The organism is Salinimonas marina, from assembly GCF_015644725.1.
Lineage (GTDB): Bacteria > Pseudomonadota > Gammaproteobacteria > Enterobacterales > Alteromonadaceae > Alteromonas.
The window spans coordinates 2,472,720-2,492,423 of sequence record NZ_CP064795.1 but is presented as its reverse complement, the minus strand read 5'-3'; the positions used below and the strand labels follow the sequence as shown (position 1 = coordinate 2,492,423).

Annotated in this window: 18 protein-coding genes and 2 pseudogenes; 12 read left to right on the top strand and 8 right to left on the bottom strand. The window is 52.1% G+C overall.

Annotated features, from left to right (window positions below):
* Window positions 1-7: 7 nt before the first annotated feature.
* Window positions 8-1,404, bottom strand: a pseudogene (gene asnS / locus IT774_RS11185) (asparagine--tRNA ligase).
* A 272-nt stretch (window positions 1,405-1,676) separates the two neighbouring features.
* Between asnS and IT774_RS11180 the strand changes: the two are divergent.
* On the top strand, window positions 1,677-2,066 hold the full coding sequence (locus IT774_RS11180) for a hypothetical protein (protein WP_195809851.1): 390 nt from the start codon (window positions 1,677-1,679) through the stop codon (window positions 2,064-2,066).
* Here IT774_RS11180 and IT774_RS11175 read toward each other — a convergent pair.
* Window positions 2,063-3,031, bottom strand: a complete 969-nt coding sequence (locus IT774_RS11175; protein WP_195809850.1) for a calcium/sodium antiporter — start codon at window positions 3,029-3,031, stop codon at window positions 2,063-2,065. The two genes, IT774_RS11180 and IT774_RS11175, sit on opposite strands and share 4 nt — an antisense overlap.
* A gap of 210 nt (window positions 3,032-3,241) precedes the next feature.
* Between IT774_RS11175 and IT774_RS11170 the strand changes: the two genes are divergently transcribed.
* Together IT774_RS11170 and IT774_RS11165 are read left to right on the top strand one after the other, a co-directional pair.
* Window positions 3,242-4,723, top strand: a complete 1,482-nt coding sequence (locus tag IT774_RS11170; protein ID WP_195809849.1) for a RimK family protein — start codon at window positions 3,242-3,244, stop codon at window positions 4,721-4,723.
* Window positions 4,723-5,847, top strand: a complete 1,125-nt coding sequence (locus IT774_RS11165) for a GNAT family N-acetyltransferase/peptidase C39 family protein (protein WP_195809848.1) — start codon at window positions 4,723-4,725, stop codon at window positions 5,845-5,847. The genes IT774_RS11170 and IT774_RS11165 overlap by 1 nt, the downstream gene beginning before the upstream one ends.
* A 34-nt stretch (window positions 5,848-5,881) precedes the next feature.
* Here IT774_RS11165 and IT774_RS11160 read toward each other — a convergent pair whose 3' ends face one another.
* The 3 genes from IT774_RS11160 to bioA all read right to left on the bottom strand — a co-directional run bounded on the left by IT774_RS11160 (window position 5,882) and on the right by bioA (window position 8,251).
* Window positions 5,882-6,163 (bottom strand): hypothetical protein, encoded by a 282-nt coding sequence (locus IT774_RS11160; protein ID WP_195809847.1) that lies wholly within the window; start codon window positions 6,161-6,163, stop codon window positions 5,882-5,884.
* 241 nt (window positions 6,164-6,404) lie between these two features.
* Window positions 6,405-6,953, bottom strand: a complete 549-nt coding sequence (locus IT774_RS11155) for a DUF2937 family protein (RefSeq protein WP_195809846.1) — start codon at window positions 6,951-6,953, stop codon at window positions 6,405-6,407.
* Between the two features lie 26 nt (window positions 6,954-6,979).
* A complete protein-coding gene (gene bioA, locus IT774_RS11150) occupies window positions 6,980-8,251 on the bottom strand; it encodes an adenosylmethionine--8-amino-7-oxononanoate transaminase (RefSeq protein WP_408641216.1) in 1,272 nt (423 codons plus the stop codon).
* 98 nt (window positions 8,252-8,349) lie between these two features.
* Between bioA and bioB the strand changes: the two are divergent.
* The 4 genes and pseudogenes from bioB (at window position 8,350) to bioD (ending at window position 12,118) form a co-directional block, all read left to right on the top strand.
* Window positions 8,350-9,437: pseudogene (bioB, locus tag IT774_RS11145) on the top strand (biotin synthase BioB).
* Window positions 9,437-10,693 carry an aminotransferase class I/II-fold pyridoxal phosphate-dependent enzyme gene (locus IT774_RS11140; RefSeq protein ID WP_195809844.1) on the top strand — a complete coding sequence of 419 codons (1,257 nt, stop codon included), beginning with the start codon at window positions 9,437-9,439 and terminating at the stop codon, window positions 10,691-10,693. Before bioB ends, IT774_RS11140 begins: the two are co-directional and overlap by 1 nt.
* Entirely contained in the window at window positions 10,686-11,444 is a 759-nt protein-coding gene (locus IT774_RS11135) for a methyltransferase domain-containing protein (RefSeq protein ID WP_195809843.1), read from the top strand. Before IT774_RS11140 ends, IT774_RS11135 begins: the two co-directional genes overlap by 8 nt.
* Before the next feature lie 2 nt (window positions 11,445-11,446).
* A complete protein-coding gene (gene bioD / locus IT774_RS11130; protein WP_195809842.1) occupies window positions 11,447-12,118 on the top strand; it encodes a dethiobiotin synthase in 672 nt (223 codons plus the stop codon).
* On the opposite strand, the gene pepE is transcribed toward bioD, so the two are convergent.
* Window positions 12,098-12,811 (bottom strand): dipeptidase PepE, encoded by a 714-nt coding sequence (gene pepE, locus IT774_RS11125; protein ID WP_195809841.1) that lies wholly within the window; start codon window positions 12,809-12,811, stop codon window positions 12,098-12,100. The genes bioD and pepE overlap by 21 nt on opposite strands.
* Before the next feature lie 217 nt (window positions 12,812-13,028).
* Here pepE and azu point away from each other — a divergent pair, with 217 nt between their 5' ends.
* The 5 genes from azu to IT774_RS11100 all read left to right on the top strand — a co-directional run bounded on the left by azu (window position 13,029) and on the right by IT774_RS11100 (window position 17,372).
* Window positions 13,029-13,475, top strand: a complete 447-nt coding sequence (azu, locus tag IT774_RS11120; protein WP_195809840.1) for an azurin — start codon at window positions 13,029-13,031, stop codon at window positions 13,473-13,475.
* A 169-nt stretch (window positions 13,476-13,644) separates the two neighbouring features.
* Window positions 13,645-14,124 carry a low molecular weight protein-tyrosine-phosphatase gene (locus tag IT774_RS11115; RefSeq protein ID WP_195809839.1) on the top strand — a complete coding sequence of 160 codons (480 nt, stop codon included), beginning with the start codon at window positions 13,645-13,647 and terminating at the stop codon, window positions 14,122-14,124.
* Between the two features lie 62 nt (window positions 14,125-14,186).
* The gene (locus IT774_RS11110) at window positions 14,187-15,092 is read left to right on the top strand and encodes a FecCD family ABC transporter permease (protein ID WP_232365204.1); all 906 of its coding nucleotides are present in this window, start codon (window positions 14,187-14,189) and stop codon (window positions 15,090-15,092) included.
* Window positions 15,085-15,843, top strand: coding sequence for an ATP-binding cassette domain-containing protein (locus IT774_RS11105; RefSeq protein WP_195809837.1), 759 nt, complete (start codon window positions 15,085-15,087; stop codon window positions 15,841-15,843). The genes IT774_RS11110 and IT774_RS11105 overlap by 8 nt, the downstream gene beginning before the upstream one ends.
* A gap of 185 nt (window positions 15,844-16,028) precedes the next feature.
* Window positions 16,029-17,372 carry a class II 3-deoxy-7-phosphoheptulonate synthase gene (locus tag IT774_RS11100; RefSeq protein WP_195809836.1) on the top strand — a complete coding sequence of 448 codons (1,344 nt, stop codon included), beginning with the start codon at window positions 16,029-16,031 and terminating at the stop codon, window positions 17,370-17,372.
* A 10-nt stretch (window positions 17,373-17,382) separates the two neighbouring features.
* Here the strand turns inward: IT774_RS11100 and IT774_RS11095 are convergent, their stop codons facing one another.
* Together IT774_RS11095 and IT774_RS11090 are read right to left on the bottom strand one after the other, a co-directional pair.
* Window positions 17,383-17,727, bottom strand: coding sequence for a hypothetical protein (locus tag IT774_RS11095; RefSeq protein WP_195809835.1), 345 nt, complete (start codon window positions 17,725-17,727; stop codon window positions 17,383-17,385).
* Between the two features lie 87 nt (window positions 17,728-17,814).
* Window positions 17,815-19,185 (bottom strand): MBL fold metallo-hydrolase, encoded by a 1,371-nt coding sequence (locus IT774_RS11090; protein ID WP_195809834.1) that lies wholly within the window; start codon window positions 19,183-19,185, stop codon window positions 17,815-17,817.
* Between the last annotated feature and the right edge of the window lie 519 nt (window positions 19,186-19,704).

Below are 19,704 nucleotides of genomic sequence, written 5' to 3'. Positions count from 1 at the left end.
GGGGAGATCAGAACGAGGCGCTGCCCGGGGTTCTTGGGAATGGGATAACATCACGAACATTTTGCATGCCGGTAACATAGGCCACCAGACGCTCAAAGCCCAGTCCAAAACCAGCATGAGGTACGGTGCCATAGCGACGTAAATCGCGATACCAGGCGTAATCCTCTTTATCCAGATTCATCTGCTCAAGACGCTCATCAAATACATCCAGACGTTCTTCACGCTGTGAACCACCGATGATCTCACCAATACCCGGGCCAGTACGTCCATCGCGGCAACGGTCTTGCCATCTTCGTTTAAGCGCATGTAGAAGGCTTTGATGTCTTTAGGGTAATTTTGCATGATGATCGGCGCGCCCACATGCTCTTCAGCCAGATAACGTTCGTGCTCAGACGATAAATCCACGCCCCATTCCACCGGGAACTCAAACGTTTTGCCACTGTTTTGCAAAATGTCGATGGCATCGGTGTAGTCCATCCGCACAAAGTCAGAGTCCACCAGCTTTTGCAGACGATCAACCGCATCTTTGTTAATACGCTGGGCAAAAAAGGCCATGTCATCGGCACGTTCTTCTAGCACGGCTTTGCACACGTATTTAAGCATGTCTTCAGCCAACTGCGCCACATCGGCCAGTTCAGCAAAGGCCAGTTCCGGTTCAATCATCCAGAACTCTGCCAGATGGCGCGAGGTGTTGCTGTTCTCGGCACGAAAGGTAGGGCCAAAGGTGTACACCTTTGACATCGCGGTACAATAGGTTTCAACATTCAGCTGACCCGATACCGTCAGATAGGTTTCTTTACCGAAAAAATCTTCGCTGTAATCAATATCGCCCTGTTCGGTTTTAGGCAGGTTCATCATATCCAGGGTCGATACCCGAAACATTTCTCCGGCCCCTTCAGTATCACTGGCCGTGATCACAGGCGTGCTTATCCAAAAATAGCCTTTTTCGTGGAAAAAGCGATGTACCGCCTGCGACAGACAGTTACGAACCCGGGTCACGGCACCGATAACATTGGTGCGTGGGCGCAGGTGGGCGTATTCGCGCAGATATTCGATGGAGTGACGCTTTGCCGCCATCGGGTAGGTGTCAGGGTTCTCGACCCAGCCAACCACTTCAATCTGTTCAGCTTCCAGCTCCAATGCCTGGCCCTGGCCCTGAGACTCTTTCACCGTCGCGGTAACCGCCAGTGAACAACCGGTAGTCAGGCGCTGGACATCGGTATAATTAGGCAGAGAATTTAACGCGATCACCTGCACAGCATCAAAACAGCTGCCATCGTGCAAAGCAATAAAAGACAAGCCTGCTTTTGAATCGCGGCGTGTTCTTACCCAACCTTTTACGGTTACCGTTTCGCCAACCGCGTACTTGCCACCAAGCACGTCGACAACGGGCGCATGCGTCATTGTATATTCTCCGTCACAGTTTATTGTAGTCGTTTGAGTGAAGTATCTTCGCACACTCTCTAAAAGCATGCATCTTATCGTAAAACAGGGCGGGCGCGATCAGCAGTAAGCTGACACCTCATGGCGAATTTGCCGGATGAAGTTGCACACCTAAGCCGGGGAGGGGCTCGTGAAAAGCTGCCAGACGGTCCGTTTTTTAGACGAATTGTGGATACTCACGTATTAAGACCCGGTAGTATACTTAAACCATACCGGGATGCCAGAGTTCATTGATGCAAACCTCACCGTCACCAAAACATATGGGTCCGAACCGACGCGACCAGCCCCGTCAGGCGGATACCTGGTACAAAGTTGCCATTATGGTCAATCTGACCGCGTGGCTGGTATTATTCGGGGCGTTGTTGATTTTTCATTATGCCCGGCCAGATTTTATTGCCGGTGTACAGCGGTACTGGCAGGTTCCCGGCGATGGTGGGTGGTCAGCCGAGCTGGTCACCTGGTTGTTTATTTTTGTGCAGGTGGGGATAAGTCTGACGTTACTGGCTATCGGCATGCGCTGGCGCCGAAGCCGGCGCCGCCAGGACGAATTTGGAATCAACCTGTTTGTATTGATGGGCCTTGGGCTGATAAGCCTGCTGGCCCTGGTGGTACACTTTGCTTAGATAAAGGCAGAGTTAATCAGATACCAGGTATAACCAATATAACCCAGTACAAAAACGCCCCCTTCAAGCCGGTTGAGTCGGCCCTGCTTCTTGATCCCGATACAAAACAAGAATAATGCTACCGATACCCCTACCATGATCAGGATATCACGATAGAAAAAGCTGCTGTCGATGGCAGTAGGGTGGATGGTGCCCGCCAGGCCTACCACGGCCAGCGTATTAAACATGTTAGAGCCGATAACATTGCCCAGCGCCAGGTCATGCTCATTTTTGCGCACAGCAATCAACGCCGAGGCCAGCTCCGGCAGGGATGTACCAATGGCAATAATGGTCAGGCCGATAATGGTATCGCTGACGCCAAAGTGAGCAGCCACTTCTACCGCGCCCCACACCAGAATGCGGGAACTGGCGATAAGCAGCACCAGGCCAGCCAGCAGCCACACAATGTTCATTTTCACCGGCGAGGATGAGGATTCAATTTGTTCGGAATACTCGCTGGCCAGACTGTCGCCGCTGCCTTTCATGCCCTGCCAAATGCTCCAGCCCACCAGCAATACAAACAGCCCAAGCAAGGTAAAGGCATCGTCTTTAGACAACACCAGATCCATCAGCTGCCAGGCAGCAATAAAGACGATTGCCAGCATCACTGGCAGTTCACGTTTGATAATTTCACTGCGCACCGCGATAGGGCTTACTACCGCGGTTAAGCCCAGCACCAACGCAATATTGGCAATGTTGGAACCAAATGCATTACCCAATGCAATCCCCGAGTTACCCTCCAGGGCCGCAAAAATAGACACAATAATTTCCGGGGCAGAGGTGCCAAAGCCGATAATCAGCATTCCGATAAGCAGCGGAGAAACGCCGAAATGTTTTGCCACGCCTGCTGAGCCATCAACAAACTTCCCAGCACTCCACAACATTACCGGCAGACCGACGAGAATTGCAATTGTGGGTAAAACCATAAAAACTCCTGAAAAAATCAATTCGGCTATAATACGTTAATTCTGTAATCAGGTACGTTTTTCATCAATAAAAGGTATCGTGACGATGAAAATATACTGTACTGATTTTACTATGCAAATGGCGAACGTGCTCTACACTGTGATGCTTTAGTACCAGCGACTCACACATGGTGTGTGAAAGGCGCAGTCTGTCTTGGCAGAATTTTATTTATGCACAAAACGCTCATTGTAGCCGACACCTTCGGTTTATTTGCTGATACGTCATTAGACGTGATCAGCTTTGATGATTACCTGGCTAACTTTCCTAAAAAGAATGAACCTAAGACCCGGGTTATCAATTTATGCGACACCCAAAAATATCTGTCGAAGGGATATTATTGTTCATTATTGGCCCAGGCGCGCAAACACCAGGTGTTGCCCTCGCTAAAAACCATCAACGATTTGTCCTTGTCGGACGCAACCGTCTCTGCCGCCCGGTTATCGTTACCTTCCTGGTTTGTATGGCCGGCTGCAAAAGCCGTACCTGCTGAGATTTATGTACTGTTCGGGCAAGCGAAGGATCAGCAATTTTCCAGGCTGGCCGATTATGCCTACCGCCATTTCCCAACCCCGGTACTGAAAATCAGAATCGTGTTGGCAGCAGCTGACGTGCCTGACACGACACAGGTAACGGTAGGCGTTATGGAGTGTGTAAGTTGTGGCTTTGAAGCACTTCCCGAGTCGCTACATGAGTGGGCGGTGGGGCGGTTGCAGGATTTTACCGAGACTCAGTGGCGTGAACAGACGCAATTGAAAAAAGCGCGCTGGGACATGGCGATATTAACCGACCCTACCGAGCCCAATGCCCCCAGCGATCCTAAAGCGCTGAAGCATTTTGTAAAAGCCGCTGCGAAGGTGGGAATTAACGCGCAAATAGTGACCTCGTTAGGGCCAGATGAAGTGGCTCACTATGATGCCCTGTTTATCCGGCAGACCACTGCCATTGATCATCCTACGTATCGGCTGGCACGTTCGGCCGAACGGGAAGGGTTGGTGGTTATTGATGATACCCAGTCTATTATCCGGTGTTGTAACAAGGTGTTTTTACATGATGCGTTCAACTATCAGCATGTTCCGGCCCCGAAAAGCCGGCTGGTGGCCAGCGCCAGCCCGGCACAATGTAACAGCCTGATTCAGGAGCTGGGCCTGCCGCTGGTGTTAAAGCTGCCCGAAAGTGCTTTTAGTCTGGGTGTGTACAAGGTTGAAGATGCCGCTACGTTGCAGCAAAAGCTGACCGTGATGCTGGAAGCCTCGGCGCTGGTGTTGGTGCAGGAATACATTTATACCGATTTTGACTGGCGTATCGGTATGCTCGGCGGTAAACCGATATATGCCTGCAAATATTTTATGGCCCGGGATCACTGGCAGATCTACCACCACAAAGATGGCGAAGCCGATTCCGGCGACTTTGTCACCATGGCCACCTTTGAGGTGCCAAAAGCCGTTTTACAGGCCGCCACAAAGGCTGCCAAAGTGGTGGGGACCGGCCTGTACGGCGTGGATATTAAGCAAAGAGGCGAGGCGGTGTTTGTGATTGAGGTGAACGATAACCCCAGTATTGATTCGGGCATTGAGGATGCTTATCTGGGCAGTGCCCTGTATGAGCTTATCATGCAGGAATTTGCTGAGCGTCTGGAGCGTCGGGGACGCTGATGAATCAACAGGCTTCAGCTCCGCTCGCCCCCATCACCACCCGAAGCGCCCGGGCGGAAGATGTGGGGGCGCTGACGGCCCTGGAGAAGCTTTGCTTTTCCAGTGACCGTCTTAGTGCGCGCCGTTTTCGGCACTATATTTGTGCGCCACAGGCTGAATTGGTGGTGGCCTGTGCACAAGATAGACCGATAGGTTATGCATTGCTGCTGGTACGTCGTGCCACCTTACTGACACGTTTGTATTCTATCGCCGTGGCACCCGAGGCCAGGGGCACCGGTACGGCCAGCGTATTGATCGGAGAACTTGAAAAGCGGGCGTTAGCACGGGGAAAACCCTTTATGCGACTGGAGGTAGCCCAGAACAATGCCCAGGCCATTGCCCTGTATCAACGTTTAGGTTTTCAGCCTTTCGGGCTGTATCCGAATTATTATGCCGACCACATCGATGCGTTGCGTATGCAGAAAAGGCTACATCGTAAAACTCAGAACGCGGTGCTCGAAGCGTATCCCTGGTATCGTCAGACCACCGAGTTTACCTGCGGGCCGGCGGCGCTGATGATGGCATTGTGCTATCTGCGATCGGACTTTGCCATGGACCAGCGCCAGGAGCTGGCCATTTGGCGACAGGCTACCACTATTTTCATGACCTCCGGCCATGGCGGTTGTCATCCGGTGGGATTGGCGCTGGCCGCCGTGGATTATGGTTTTGACGCAAAGGTCTGGCTCAACGCACAATTACCATTGTTCATAGAGTCGGTACGAAGCAGCAGCAAAAAAGCGATTATTCGTCAGGTGGAAGCCGATTTTGGCTATCATGCTCAACAGTCTGGCATATCCTTAGAACCGGTAAACTGGAGCATTGAGGATTTGACCGAGGCGCTGGCAGCCGGCAGTGCGGTAGTTTGTCTTATCAGTACCTGGCAGTTGGACCAACGTAAGGCACCACATTGGGTGGTAGTGACCGGCATCGATGCGAACTGCGTCTATATCCATGATCCCGATCCGGGCGATGACGAACATTTGCTTGATTTTCAGCATGTGCCGATTGCACGGGACGACTTTTTAAGACTGGCCTGTTATGGCCGCAAAAAACTGCGGGCAGCAATTATTGTGGGTAGGTCGTAAGCGCCCGCGCACCAGCGCGCGGGCGTGGCGGTTATCAGTGATGACGCTGACTGCCGGCAATGCGCTTATCAAATTCTTTTAAAGAACTGACCAGCCGATTGAGATCGCGAGCACTGCCTGAATACACCGAAGGCTTGGTGAATACCCGGCCTTTTACCGCTCTGTCGAAGGGTTTATTGGCATCAAACACTTCGGTTTGCGCCTGCAAATCACTCCACTCATTCATCATCGAAGAAGGAATAGCGTGGCGTTTGGCGATAAGTTTGTCTCTGATTTGCAACGCCTGACCAATCAATAATGTATTCTCGTCTTTCATAATACAACCTGCTTTCTTACGGTAAATTCGTAAACCTTTCGCGTCAGGTCAATGAGTCTGAATGGCTCACAGGCCAGTTAAAGGTTTAGGCTCAGACAAGATACTGCAAAATAAGTACCGTGTTGGTCAGTAGCCACCGCCAAAAGCCCCGATAAGCCTTGGTTAGCCCGTGGTTTGGCGCTCATGCGTTAGCAGTAATTTAACGCCAGGATTGCAAAAAGGTCATACTTATTTTGTAAAACTAACCCGCTTCACCAGGTGAGTGGTTATTATCGACGGCGGGCCGGCGACGGCGCAAACGTCGGGCGCCTCTGACGCACCAGGCAGGGGTATAAAACAAGGCATTAATCAGCAGCGCCAGTACCACGCTATAGAGCACCGCCACAGGTTGAAGCGGAATTGATGGCGAAAAGTTACTGCCTACCTTTTTTAAGGTGTCAAAGCGTTGCGGGGCCAGCATGTACCAGGTTTGTTCAAAAAAATGACCGGTATTGAGCACCGCCAAACCCGCCTGAAGCTCGTTCAGGCGATGTACGGTAGCCGCTTTGTTCTGCGCATCCTGGCGCACCAGGGGGGCGGAATTTTGCTGTAACTGCTCAATCATTTGCTCAACCGAGGCGTAGCCAAACTGGTCTGCCAGCGCCTGGTATTCATTTACCGTGGTCTGCGTCGCCTCCACATAACCGCTCAGATACTGCCGGTAATGGTCTGCCAGAATCGGAATTTGCAGCGCGGCAATTAACACTATTGCGAACAAAAATTTGTCCAGTAGATTGATAAGCCAATGCATACAAACTCCAGATTAACAGGTCGTTTTCAAAGGTGACCCAGGGCGTGGTAAATAGCCTGCGTCAGCTGCGATAGCTGGTCGGGTTTAATGATATACGGAGGCATAATATACACCAGTTTATTAAAGGGGCGAATCCAGACACCGGCCTCCACAAAGTGTTTTTGTAGCCGGGCCACATCCACCGGTTGATGGGTTTCTACCACCCCGATGGCCCCCAAAACCCGTACATCCTTAACGCACGCCAGTGACCGACACTGAGCCAGTTCCTGATGGAGTTGCTGCTCAATAGTAGATACCTGTTGCTGCCAGTGATTTTCCCGGATGAGCGCCAGGCTTTCGCTGGCCACGGCGCACGCCAGCGGGTTGCCCATATAAGTGGGTCCATGCATGAATACACCCGGCTCACCCTGACATACCCCCAATGCCACATCTTCAGTGCATAGCGTGGCAGCCAGGGTCATATAGCCGCCGGTCAGAGCTTTGCCGACACACATGATATCAGGGCTGATGTGGGCATGATCACAGCCAAACAATTTGCCGGTGCGTCCAAAGCCGGTGGCAATTTCATCACAAATCAACAGCACATCGTAGTTGTCGCATAACTGCCGGCAACGCTTTAGATACTCGGGATGATAAATCCGCATCCCCCCGGCGCCCTGAACCACCGGTTCAATAATCAGGGCCGCCATCTCGTGATGATGTTCAGCAAACAATTGTTCTAATGGCAGTATATCGTCTTCGCTAAAGGTTTGGTCAAAGCGGGTTTGCGGCGCGGGGGCAAAAAGCTGTTTGGTCAGCACCTCAGAAAACAGGCTGTGCATGCCATTGACCGGGTCGCACACCGACATGGCCGCAAAGGTATCACCATGGTAACCATTACGCGGCGTCACAATTTTATGTTTGTCCGGGCGTCCCTGGCACGCCCAGTATTGCAATGCCATTTTCAGGGCGACCTCCACAGCTACCGACCCCGAGTCGGCCAGAAACACCCGTTCCATACCCGCCGGCGCCATCTCAAGCAACGGCTTACAAACCTGCACTGCCGGATCGTGGGTCAATCCACCAAACATCACATGGGAAAACTTATCAATCTGCGCATGTGCGGCCTGGTTTAAACGCGGGTGGTTATACCCATGAATGGCCGCCCACCAGCTGGACATCCCATCTACCAGAGCTTTGCCACTGGCCAGATGAATATACACACCATCAGCGCCACTGACTTCATAACAGGGCAGGGGGTTGGTTGCAGAGGTGTAAGGATGCCAGATATGGCGTTTATCAAATTCAGTATTGTTCAAAATGTGGCCACTGGTAAAGGTTTGTAAATGGTCAGAGTTGACAACTTGTGTCGTGCGCATAGACTAAGCCAGCATTTGATTTTAGTAAAGGACAGGCTATGACTGCCGCACCTCAAATTTCTGCTGCTTCAGAAGCAGTGCGTAATAACTGGACCCATCAAGAAGTTCAGGCGCTATTCGATATGCCTTTTAACGATTTATTGTTCAAAGCACACAGTATTCACCGGCAGCATTTTGATCCCAACGAAGTGCAGGTTTCCACTTTGTTATCAATTAAAACCGGAGCCTGTCCGGAAGATTGTAAGTATTGTCCACAAAGCGCACGCTATGATACCGGCCTGGACAAAGAACGTCTGCTTGAAATTGAAAAAGTTATCGAACGAGCCCGGGAAGCCAAAGCCGCCGGTTCTACCCGGTTTTGTATGGGGGCAGCCTGGCGCAATCCCAAAGCACGTGACATGCCGTACGTCACTCAGCTGGTGTCTGAGGTAAAAAAACTGGGGCTGGAAACCTGTATGACCCTGGGTATGTTAAATCGGGAGCAGGCGCTGGCCCTTAAACAGGCTGGACTTGATTACTACAATCATAACCTGGATACCTCGCCGGAATATTATGGTGATGTTATCACCACCCGCACCTATCAGGATCGTCTGGACACCCTTGAAAATGTGCGCGGCGCGGGCATGAATGTTTGCTCGGGGGGATTGTAGGCATGGGCGAAACCGGCAAGGATCGGGCGGGTCTGTTAATGGCATTGGCCAATCTGCCGCAGCAGCCTGAAAGTGTCCCCATTAATATGCTGGTTAAGGTAAAGGGCACCCCGATGGACAGCGTGGATGATCTGGAACCCTTTGAGTTTATCCGTACTATCGCGGTGGCGCGTATTATGATGCCAAAATCTCATGTGCGGCTGTCGGCCGGACGCGAAGATATGAACGAACAGATGCAGTCGCTGTGCTTTTTTGCCGGCGCGAACTCTATCTTTTATGGCTGTAAATTACTGACCACCTCTAACCCGGATACCAATGAAGATGTGCGGTTATTCCGTAAGCTGGGCATTAATACTGAACGTGGCCGCGCGTATTCTGATGAAGCCCATGAACAAACCCTGCAAGAAGAGATAGCCGACAGTCAAACCAGCACGTTGTTTTACGATGCCACTAAAAAAACTGCTGTGGAGGTCTGATGGCGTTTGACTGGATTGCCGAGCTTTTGCAGCAAAAGCAGAACGAGGGCTACCTACGCCACCGAACACCCATTGAGTATGAAAAAGATGGCATTATTTGTGTCGCAGGTCAGCATTATCTGAATTTTGCCAGCAATGATTATCTGGGTATGCGTCAGCATGAAGGCCTGTTGCAGTGCTGGGTCGAGGGACTGGCACAATTTGGCGGCGGCAGTGGTGCTTCGCCGCTGGTGACTGGTTACTCACAAGCCCATCAGGCCCTTGAAACCTATCTGGCCGAACAGCTCAACCGGGAAGCGGTATTGTTGTTTAACTCTGGTTTTGCCGCCAATCAGGCGATCTGCCAGGCCTTGTTTGCAGACGTAGGGCTGTTTTCCCGCTCAGGGCTGTCCTCCGGCTCAGGGCTGTCCTCCGGCTCAGGGCTGTCTTCCCGCTCAGGGCTGTTGCTCGCCGACAAATACATGCATGCCTCGTTTATTGATGGTGCGCTGGGGTGTGGCGCTCAGCTTAAACGCTTCCGGCACAATGATGTAGCGCATCTTACCCGATTTTTCACAGAGCGGGCTGAAGCCGATAATACGCCCGATACCCTGGTGGCCACCGAAAGTATTTTTAGTATGGATGGCGACTGTGCACCTTTGCCCGAACTGGTGGCATTGTGTAAACAGCATCAAAGCTGGTTAATGGTAGATGATGCTCATGGGTTTGGCGTTTTGGGCGAAACAGGCTTAGGCAGCGCCGAACAGTATCAGCTGTCGCAGGCCGAGGTCCCGGTACTGATGGGCACCTTTGGTAAAGCCATCGGCACCGGCGGCGCGTTTGTCGCCGGCTCGCAGGATCTTATCGACTATCTGTTAAACAGTGCTCGTGAATACATCTATTCCACCGCCATGCCCCCGGCTCAGGCCTTGGCCTCTTTATATTCATTACAGCATATCGCCACCAGCGGGCAACGCCAGACACTGCACCATAATATCGCGGTTTTCAGGCAGCAGGCGGCCGGTCAGGGGCTGGCATTAGGGGCTTCTGAAAGTGCGATTCAACCCATAGTGGCCGGCAGTCCGAAAGCGGCGTTACAAATGAGTGAAGGACTAAAGGCCCGGGGGATCTGGGTCCCGGCAATCCGTTATCCTACGGTACCCAAAGGCACGGATCGCTTACGTATTACCCTGAGTGCGCAGCATACACCGCAGGATATCAGCGCTTTGTGTGATGCGCTGGCGCTGGCCCGGGATGAGGCCCGAGGTGATGACTAGCGCCACCGCCACGGTGGCCCGGCAGTTTAGTCGGGCGGCCAGCGGTTATGACGCTCATGCCGCCATTCAGCAGCGCATCGCAGGGCAGGGGATGGCGCTGCTGCCGCTCTGTCCCGGTACGTTACTGGACATTGGTTGTGGTACCGGGGCCAATACCGCCGCGCTGGCTGCAAAAGGCTATACTACCACCGGCCTGGATCTGGCACCGGGCATGGTAAGTTACGCCGCCCGTGAGTATCCGCATATTGTATTTTGTGAAGGCGATGCCCAGGCTTTGCCTTTTGCCAGTAACCATTTTTTGTATGCGTTTTCCTCTATGGCGCTGCAGTGGTGCGAGCGTCCGCTTACCGCCATGAGCGAGCTTGCCCGGGTACTGCAACCTGGTGGTCAGGCGAGTATTACCATTATGGTAAATAACTCATTCACTGGGCTTGACGCGGCCCGGCAAGCCGTAGGCCTGGCTCCGGCCACGAATCCACTGGCCAGTCACAGTCACTGGCAAACCGCCATTGACGCAGCCGGGTTGCTCACGCATACGGCCCGGACGACCCGCTACACGGATACCTTCAGCGATATTCTGTCATTGCTGCGTTCAATAAAGGCGGTAGGAGCGGGCACGCGTCTTGGGCCGGGCAAAGACAAGCATTTATCGCGGTCCTCGCTTACCGCGTTAAGCAAGGCGTATGCGCGCGATACCAGCAATCTGTTACCCCTGACCTATCAGGTTTCTCACTTCTTACTGGAAAAGTAACTATGCAGTCTTTTTTTATCACCGGCACCGACACCGAAGTGGGCAAGACCTATTTTACCGCCCGTTTAATGCATACCCTGGCCAGCGAAGGACACCAGGTGGCCGGTTACAAGCCGGTGGCTGCAGGATGTGAGTTGATAAACAATGAACCGGTTAACGAAGATGCTCAGGCTATCTATAACGCCTGTACGGTCCCGGCTACTCTGCAACAGGTAAATCCGATAGCGCTGATGCCGCCCATTGCGCCGCACATTGCGGCCACAGAAGCCGGTGTGACCCTGAAATTGTCGCAACTGGTGGCGGGGTATCGGCAACTGGCAGCCTATCAGCCAGATGTATTATTGATGGAAGGCGCGGGGGGCTGGCAACTGCCACTGGGAAATAACTTATGGATGCCCGATGTGGTAAAGCACTTGAAGTTACCTGTGATTATTGTGGTGGGAATGCGCCTGGGGTGTCTTAATCATGCATTACTCACCGCCCGGGCAATTACCCAGGCAGGCTTGTCAATACACGGCTGGGTGGCCAATCAGTTAACGCCCCAGCCAATGCTCTATTATGCTGAGAATCTGGCCACCTTACGAGAGGCTATGCCCGCCCCGTTATTGGCCGAGCTGCCTTTTGAGGCGGATGTTACCAGGCCGCTGGCGACCTTACGCGATATACTGAGATAAGTCTGCGGTAGGTTGCACCGCCGTTTTCTCCGCGCCGCAAAACACAAAGCCTTCTTCATCGCCGACCAGGGTCAACCGCCCTTCAGTAAGACGCAGGGCGGTGCCTTCGGCAATCGCGATGACCGGCGTCTGCGGGTTTAAGATGGTAAACTCTGCCAGGCGCTCGTCCCGGGTTTCGCCGTTATGGCCAGGCGGCGCATAATTACTGTAGTGCGGATTCAGCTGACAGTTAATGACCCCCAGCGCATCAAACGAGGCGGGCTCGACGATGGGCATGTCATTGGTGGTTTTGATACTCTGACCGCAGATATTTGAGCCTGCGCTCCAGCCAATGTACGGCGTGCCCCGGGCAATCGCCTGCTGCATTGGTTCCAGTAACTGTTGCTCGTACAGGGTGTGCAAAAGGTTAAACGTATTGCCGCCACCGACAACAATTGCCTGGCCGTTGTCATAAGCGCAGGCCAGCGCTTTGGCCGGATCGGGTTCGCGATGCAGGCCGGTCACGGTGAACTCTGGCAGCGCCGCAGCTACTTTGTCACAGTAGGCATCCCAGCTCATTGAGACGCCCGCAAACGGCACAAATAACAGCTTGCGGGCGTCGCCCAGATGGGCAAAAATAAATGATTTAGCATGTTCCAGATACTCTTCGCTGCCCTGACGTGAGCTGCTAAGCATTAATACTTGGGGTTTCATATGCCGCTTCCCTGAACAAAATAATAAGCCTACCCTATTTACTTCAGATTATATAGCGCCAGAACCCGCCCAGCGCCTTTTATACAAAGCTTTAACGTTAGCCGGGTAATCTTTAACCTGAGGCAGGTCGTAACAATCAACGTAAAACAGGGCAGGGCTCACCCGCCTTCACTGCCCGGTAGGTACAAACCTATCCCGGAAAACTTAAGGAGCAACTATGAAATTTAAAAGCTTACTGGCAGCTTCACTGCTGTTAACAGCCGGCGCGGTTCAGGCAGAGCAATGCGAAGCTACTATCGACAGTACTGATTCTATGCAGTACGGCAAAAAAGAAATGACCGTGCCAAAAAGTTGTGATGAATTTACCGTGACATTAACTCATAGCGGCACTATGGATAAAAATGTCATGGGCCACAACTGGGTGCTGGCGAAGGAAGGTGATGCGCAGGCTATTGCTACAGATGGTATGACAGCGGGCATGGAAAACAACTATCTGAAGCCTGATGATGAACGTGTAATAGCGGCCACCAAAATTATTGGTGGCGGTGAAGAAACCTCAGTCACTTTCTCAGTAGATGAGCTTTCAGGCGCAGACAAATACACCTTTTTCTGCTCATTTCCTGGTCATCTGAGCATGATGCAAGGCACATTGATGGTTAAATAACCGTATTTTTAAAGAGCCTGCCAGCCGGCAGGCTCTCTATTTGGGCTTCTGCCCCATCTGACTATGGCAACTCACCGCCACGCAAGATAAAATCCCCTGCATTACTGCCGGTTCCCGGCAATGTCTTGCCATTGTTGAGCAAGGCACACTTATATTAAAGGTTTATTGGATGTCGCAAGCAAACACAGCGCCCGCGGTTCTTTTTGTCTGTCTGGGTAATATTTGTCGTTCGCCCACCGCGGAGGCGGTGTTTCGGCACAAGGCCCGGGCGGCCGGCCTCAACGTCACCATTGATTCGGCCGGTACTCATGGTTATCACATCGGTAATCCCCCGGACAAACGCTCACAACAGGCCGGGGTGGCAAAAGGTTATGACTTTGCCGGCCTGGCCTGTCGAAAAGTCGCCCCGGAAGATTTTGAAAAATACGACTATATTCTGGCGATGGATAAAAGCAATTTCGGCAATCTTAAAAAGGTCAGTGATGAAAAATACCATCACAAAATTCACTTATTCTTGTCTTTTGCTCAAAGCGACTATGACGAAGTGCCGGATCCCTACTATGGCGGCCGCAAAGGCTTTGAACTGGTATTAGAGCTTATTGAGCAGGCCAGTGATGGCTTAATCAAGCAACTGAAGCAGGCTCAGTGAAACACCGGGGAGCAAGGGTTTTCGCAGCCCTGACAGGGTCTGTGCTGATATTAAGCACAGCGATTTTGCTTACCGACTGGCAGTGGGGCGGGGAGAATGCATTGTTCTGGCATATCTTGTTGCAGTTACAACTGCCGCTGGTGCTCACCGCAATTTTGGTGGGGGCGGTACTGGTGGTCAGCGCCGGCTCCTTACAGGTAGTCCTGCAAAACCCGCTGGCGGATCCGGGGATTATCGGCATTACCAGCGGGGCCAGCCTGGTCGCAGCAGGTTTGCTGATCTTGCAGCCGGTACAGTCGCTGCTCCCTTCCGTATATCTATTGCCGTTGGGGTGTTTTATCGGCGCCCTGTTATCTACCTGGCTGATATACCGCGTTGCCCGGCGTTTACGCGGGGCCGCCATGGCGGTTATTTTAGCGGGTATTGCCATTTCCACGCTGGCCGGGGCAGTGATGGCCTGGCTGTATGTTATCGCTGATGCGCAGGCGCTTCGAAATCTCACCTTCTGGTTAATGGGCAGCCTGTATCAGGCTGACTGGCTGGTGCTGCTGGTGGCGGGGCCGGTGATGCTGCTAAGTGTGCTATATCAGCTTACCCAGGCCCGCCGGTTAAACTGGCTATATGGGGGCGAGACCATGGCGGCATCAGCAGGGGTGTCACCGCCTCAACTTATCCGTCGCACCTTAGTGGCCAGTGCACTGGGTGTGGGGGCAGCGGTATCCGTAGCCGGTTCCATTGCCTTTATCGGCTTACTGGTACCCCACTTTTTGCGTCAGGTGGTAGGTCATGACAACCGCGTGCTATTACCTGCGTGTGCCTTGTGCGGCGCGGCTATTTTACTGGGGGTGGCCACGTTCAGTGAATATCTGCATCTGGTCACGTTGCCGGTGTCTATGATCACAGCAACCCTGGGCGGGCCACTGTTATTGCTGGCTCTGTATCGCGGGCAATGGAAACAGCATGCTTGAGCTGCAGCATGCGCACGTTGCCGGGCGCCTGGAGGATATTAATCTGGTGGTCACCGGCGGTCAGCACTGGCATGTGTTGGGCGAAAATGGCGCGGGCAAGTCCACCTTGCTCCAGGTTATGGCCGGGCTGCTGGAAACCGGATCGGGCAATTGCTGGCTTAATGAGCACAACACCAGCGATTACACTTTGCCGCATTTGGCCCGTTTTCGGGCTTATCATGCCCAGCAACATGTACTGCCTTTTGATATTCCGGCGCAGCAGTTCATCAGCTTTTACGGCCAGCCGCTAAATACCACGACCCTACCCGGCGCCCTGGAACAAGCCTTAGAGGTGGCAGCCTTATTGTCTAAGCCGTTAACCCGTTTATCCGGCGGCGAGTTACAGCGCATCAATCTGACCCGGGCGTTATGGCAGGTCTGGCCCGCTATAGCCGAAGGGCAGGGACTGTTGGTGCTGGATGAACCGCTGCAGGGCCTGGATATTCGTCATCAGCTGACGTTTATGGCGTTGATCCGGCAACTGGTAGTTAACGGCAACACCGTGGTGCTCAGCTCCCACGATCTTAATATTAGTGCTCGTTTTGCCTCTCATGCAGTGCTACTGAAACATGGCCGGATTGTAGAGCGTGGAAATATTGAACAGGTGTGTACCAAAGCAAATCTGGCCCAGGCCTTCGGCCTGGTATTTGACATATCAAATAACCAAAATGCTTTACAAATTCAGCCGCAATGGCCTCCTGAGGCCCGATAAGTGTGGTAAGCTGAGCGGTCTGAGTCGCTGTATTACTGCTACCTGTACCAGATTTATTTTCGCCGGCATTGATGGCTTTTGAAGGTACGGCCGAAGATTTCACCGTTTATCTTTGGCAAATTTTTGTAGACAGTTAAGCGAGAACTCGTTTATCAACAACGATGTGAATTTCAACAGGAGATTTCGTGGAAAACTGGCAACCTGACAGCTGGAGAAGCAAACCCATTTTGCAGCAACCTGAGTATGATGATGCGGCTCAGGTAACCCATGTGGAACAGACCCTTAGTAAATATCCGCCACTGGTGTTTGCCGCCGAAACCCGCGAGCTTCGTCGCCAGTTAGGTGAGGTCAGCATGGGCAAAGGATTTTTGCTTCAGGGTGGTGATTGCGCGGAATCTTTTGACGAGTTTAATGCCCCCAAAATTCGCGATACGTTTAAAGTCATTCTGCAAATGGCAATTGTCATGACGTTCGCCGGCCGCTGTCCGGTTACCAAAGTGGCGCGGATGGCCGGTCAGTATGCCAAACCTCGTTCTTCCAATTTAGAAACCATTGATGGCGTAACGCTGCCCAGCTACCGGGGCGATATTATCAACAGCTTTGAATTTACCGAAGCAGCCCGGCGTCCGGATCCGAACCGCTTGTTAGATGCGTATCATCGTAGTGCTTCAACCCTTAACCTGCTCCGGGCATTTGCTCAAGGCGGGCTGGCTGATTTGCACGAGGTCAACCGCTGGAACATGGCATTTGTGGAAAATAATCCGCTCAAAGACCGCTATCAGGATATCGCCCGTCGAATCCAGGATACCCTGCAGTTTATGGATACCATTGGTATTAATGCCAGTAATACCCCGGCACTTCATGAAACCTCGTTGTTTACCTCTCATGAAGCGCTGCTGCTTAATTATGAGCAGGCGCTGACCCGTATTGATACCCTCACCGGTAAGCCGTATAACTGTTCGGCGCATATGGTCTGGATTGGTGAGCGCACCCGTCAGCTGGACCATGCCCATGTGGAATTTTTCCGGGGTATTCACAATCCTATTGGCGTAAAAGTGGGCCCGGGCATGGATGAAGATGAGCTGATTCGATTGACCGATGTGCTCAATCCCACTAATGACCCAGGCCGCCTGACCTTTATCACGCGTATGGGCGCCGAGAACCTGGAAAAAAATCTGCCGCGTTTACTGCGCCGGGTAAAACAGGAAGGCCGCAATGTGGTGTGGAGCTCTGATCCTATGCATGGCAATACCATTAAGGCCAGCAATGGTTACAAAACCCGGAACTTTGATGCCATTTTAAGTGAAATCCGCCAGTTCTTTGCGGCGCATAAAGCCGAAGGGACCCATGCGGGTGGGGTGCATCTGGAGATGACCGGCCAGCATGTTACCGAGTGTACCGGCGGCGCGTATCAAATCAGTGATGATGATCTCAAACAGGCTTACAAAACCCAGTGCGACCCACGTCTTAACGCCGATCAGGTACTGGAGATGGCCTTTTTAGTGTCGGACCATTTACGCAACAACTAATACGCTACCTCTAAGCCAGTTCGCTGGCGATGTAAGTCGCCAGCACTGCTTCACGTTCTGCCTCGTTCAACACCCCGCTAAAAATGGTCTTACGCCTTAGTGCATTGGTTCGGCTATCGGTGGCCAGCAATAAGTTTTTGAAAGTTTCGGGGTCGTCCCGGGTTTCTAAAATAGCGTGCCACAGCAGGTAGCTGCCATAACGAATAAAGTTAAGCTCGTGCTTACGTTCCAGATTATCCAGCACCTCATCAAATAAGGCCGGATTTTCTAAACATTTGTCGGCCATGGCCTGGTGCAGATGCAGAATCTGGCGATCAACAATGACCTGTTGGTTTTTCTTGGGTCTGGAAAACATAGCGCCTTTGGATGATGGAAAAAATCGCCAGCCACTTTTCAGCGTGACTGGCAGGGGCGTATTTTATCATCAAATGACTCTGTGGCACTAGGATTGGTATTGCTGCCAGGCCTGCATCGAGCCATCAAAAATATCCACATTGTCGATACCCAGATATCTCAGATAGCTGGCGGCCACGGTGGCACGCATACCGCTACCACACATGCAGGTGTAGTGAATATTCTTATTAAAGTCGGCCGCATGTTGTTTTAAGTGACCCAGGTACATATGAGTACCGCCGGCAAAAGGCATGGTTTCCACCTCGGTGTTTTTTCTTACATCCAGCAACACCCACTCCCCCGGGGCGTTATCCAGGCGTTCTTTTACGGTATCGGCGGTCACGGTGGGAAGGTGTGAAGACGCCTTATCGGTCTGGGTAACCGGGAAAGGAATATCAGTGAGGTATCCGGCTATATTTTGATAGCCCATACGCCACAATTGCTGCGCCCCCTCGAAGGCCTGCTCAGGGCCGGTGCAGACCAGGGCAATAGGTTGATCGTACTCCAGCAACCAGCCGGCATACGCACTGAGCAATGCACCCGGAAAATTCAGGCTGCCAGGAACATGATGTTGCTGAAAAGCGGCGACAGGACGAATATCCAATAAATAGCCAGGGCGGTCATTGGGAGTTAACCAGGCTTGTTTCTGCTTGTTAGTGAGCGGCATACACACACTTGGCGGAAGCGGGGTATCCACGCCTTTTGAATTAGCCTCTTCCATCTGCTCAAAATAGGGAGCGATATAATGTTTCTCAGCCACTTTTGTGCAAATAAAGCTGTCTTTGTCGCCTATCTTTAACACGGGGTTGTTTTTACGTTCAACCCCGATGGTGGTGAATTCTCTTTCAGCCATACCGCCACCACATACCGAGCCGGCGCCGTGAGCAGGGTAGACGATAACTTCATCGCCCAACTGCAATAGCCGCTGTAAACTATCGTATAGCTTGCCGGCCATGGTTTCTTTTTCATCAGGATAAAAGTCGGCCCGGCCAACATCATTGACAAACAGGGTGTCGCCGGTAAAAACCCCGATCGCCCCGTCGGTGGTGGCAGTATCGGTTAATGCCAGACATATACTGTCTTTAGTATGGCCCGGCGTGTGTAGCGCCTCGATCTGCAGCTTTCCTACCATCAGCTTACTTCCATCGCCAAGCTCCTGGGCATAGGCAATGGCGGCATCGGCGTTGGGGCCGTGGAAAATGTTCGCGGAGGTTTTATTACTCAGCGCCAGCGCGCCAGAAATAAAGTCTTCGTTTCTGTGCGTTTCAATAATAGTGGTGATTTTGCAATTATTGGCGTTGGCTATGGCGATATAGTGGTCGGTATCAAGCTGGGGGTCGATGACACACGCTTCGCCCTGGCTTCCAAAAATATAAGAAAGGTGAGCTATACCATCAGTTTTAATTGTTTCTAAAAACATCGTAATCTCCTTTTGTCAGGATGACTAAGTTGCTATCAACTTCAAGACGAGCACAGGTACGTTAATAATAGCTTGCGTGAAATTGATGCATCATACACACAGGTTGGTACTGATAAGCGAGCTCAATAGATTACGCTTTCGCCACAGCGACGGATATATGAAAAATAAGAATGTCTGACGCTCCAGGGGCTGGCTTAAGTATAGAAGTGCTTTTAGTTTTTCTTGCTTATGAATGAGCGGTTAAGCAAAGTATTTTTGGGGTGTTTATCGAGGCACTGGCGTTTTTAACACCCCATCTTCAGGCTAAACATGACATGACCTGTATCAATTGGCGATAGCCAAAACCTTTTAAGGGACATTTGCCGGAGCGCCGGGTGGGCGAGATGCTAAGCCCCCTGAAATCTCAGTCCGGCTCAGCAAGAATATGTCGCGAATGAACAATTTGACGAGGACCTTTGTCCGCACTTTAGGCAACTTGTCCGCGCTTTAGGCAATTTATCGACGCTTTAGGCAATAAGT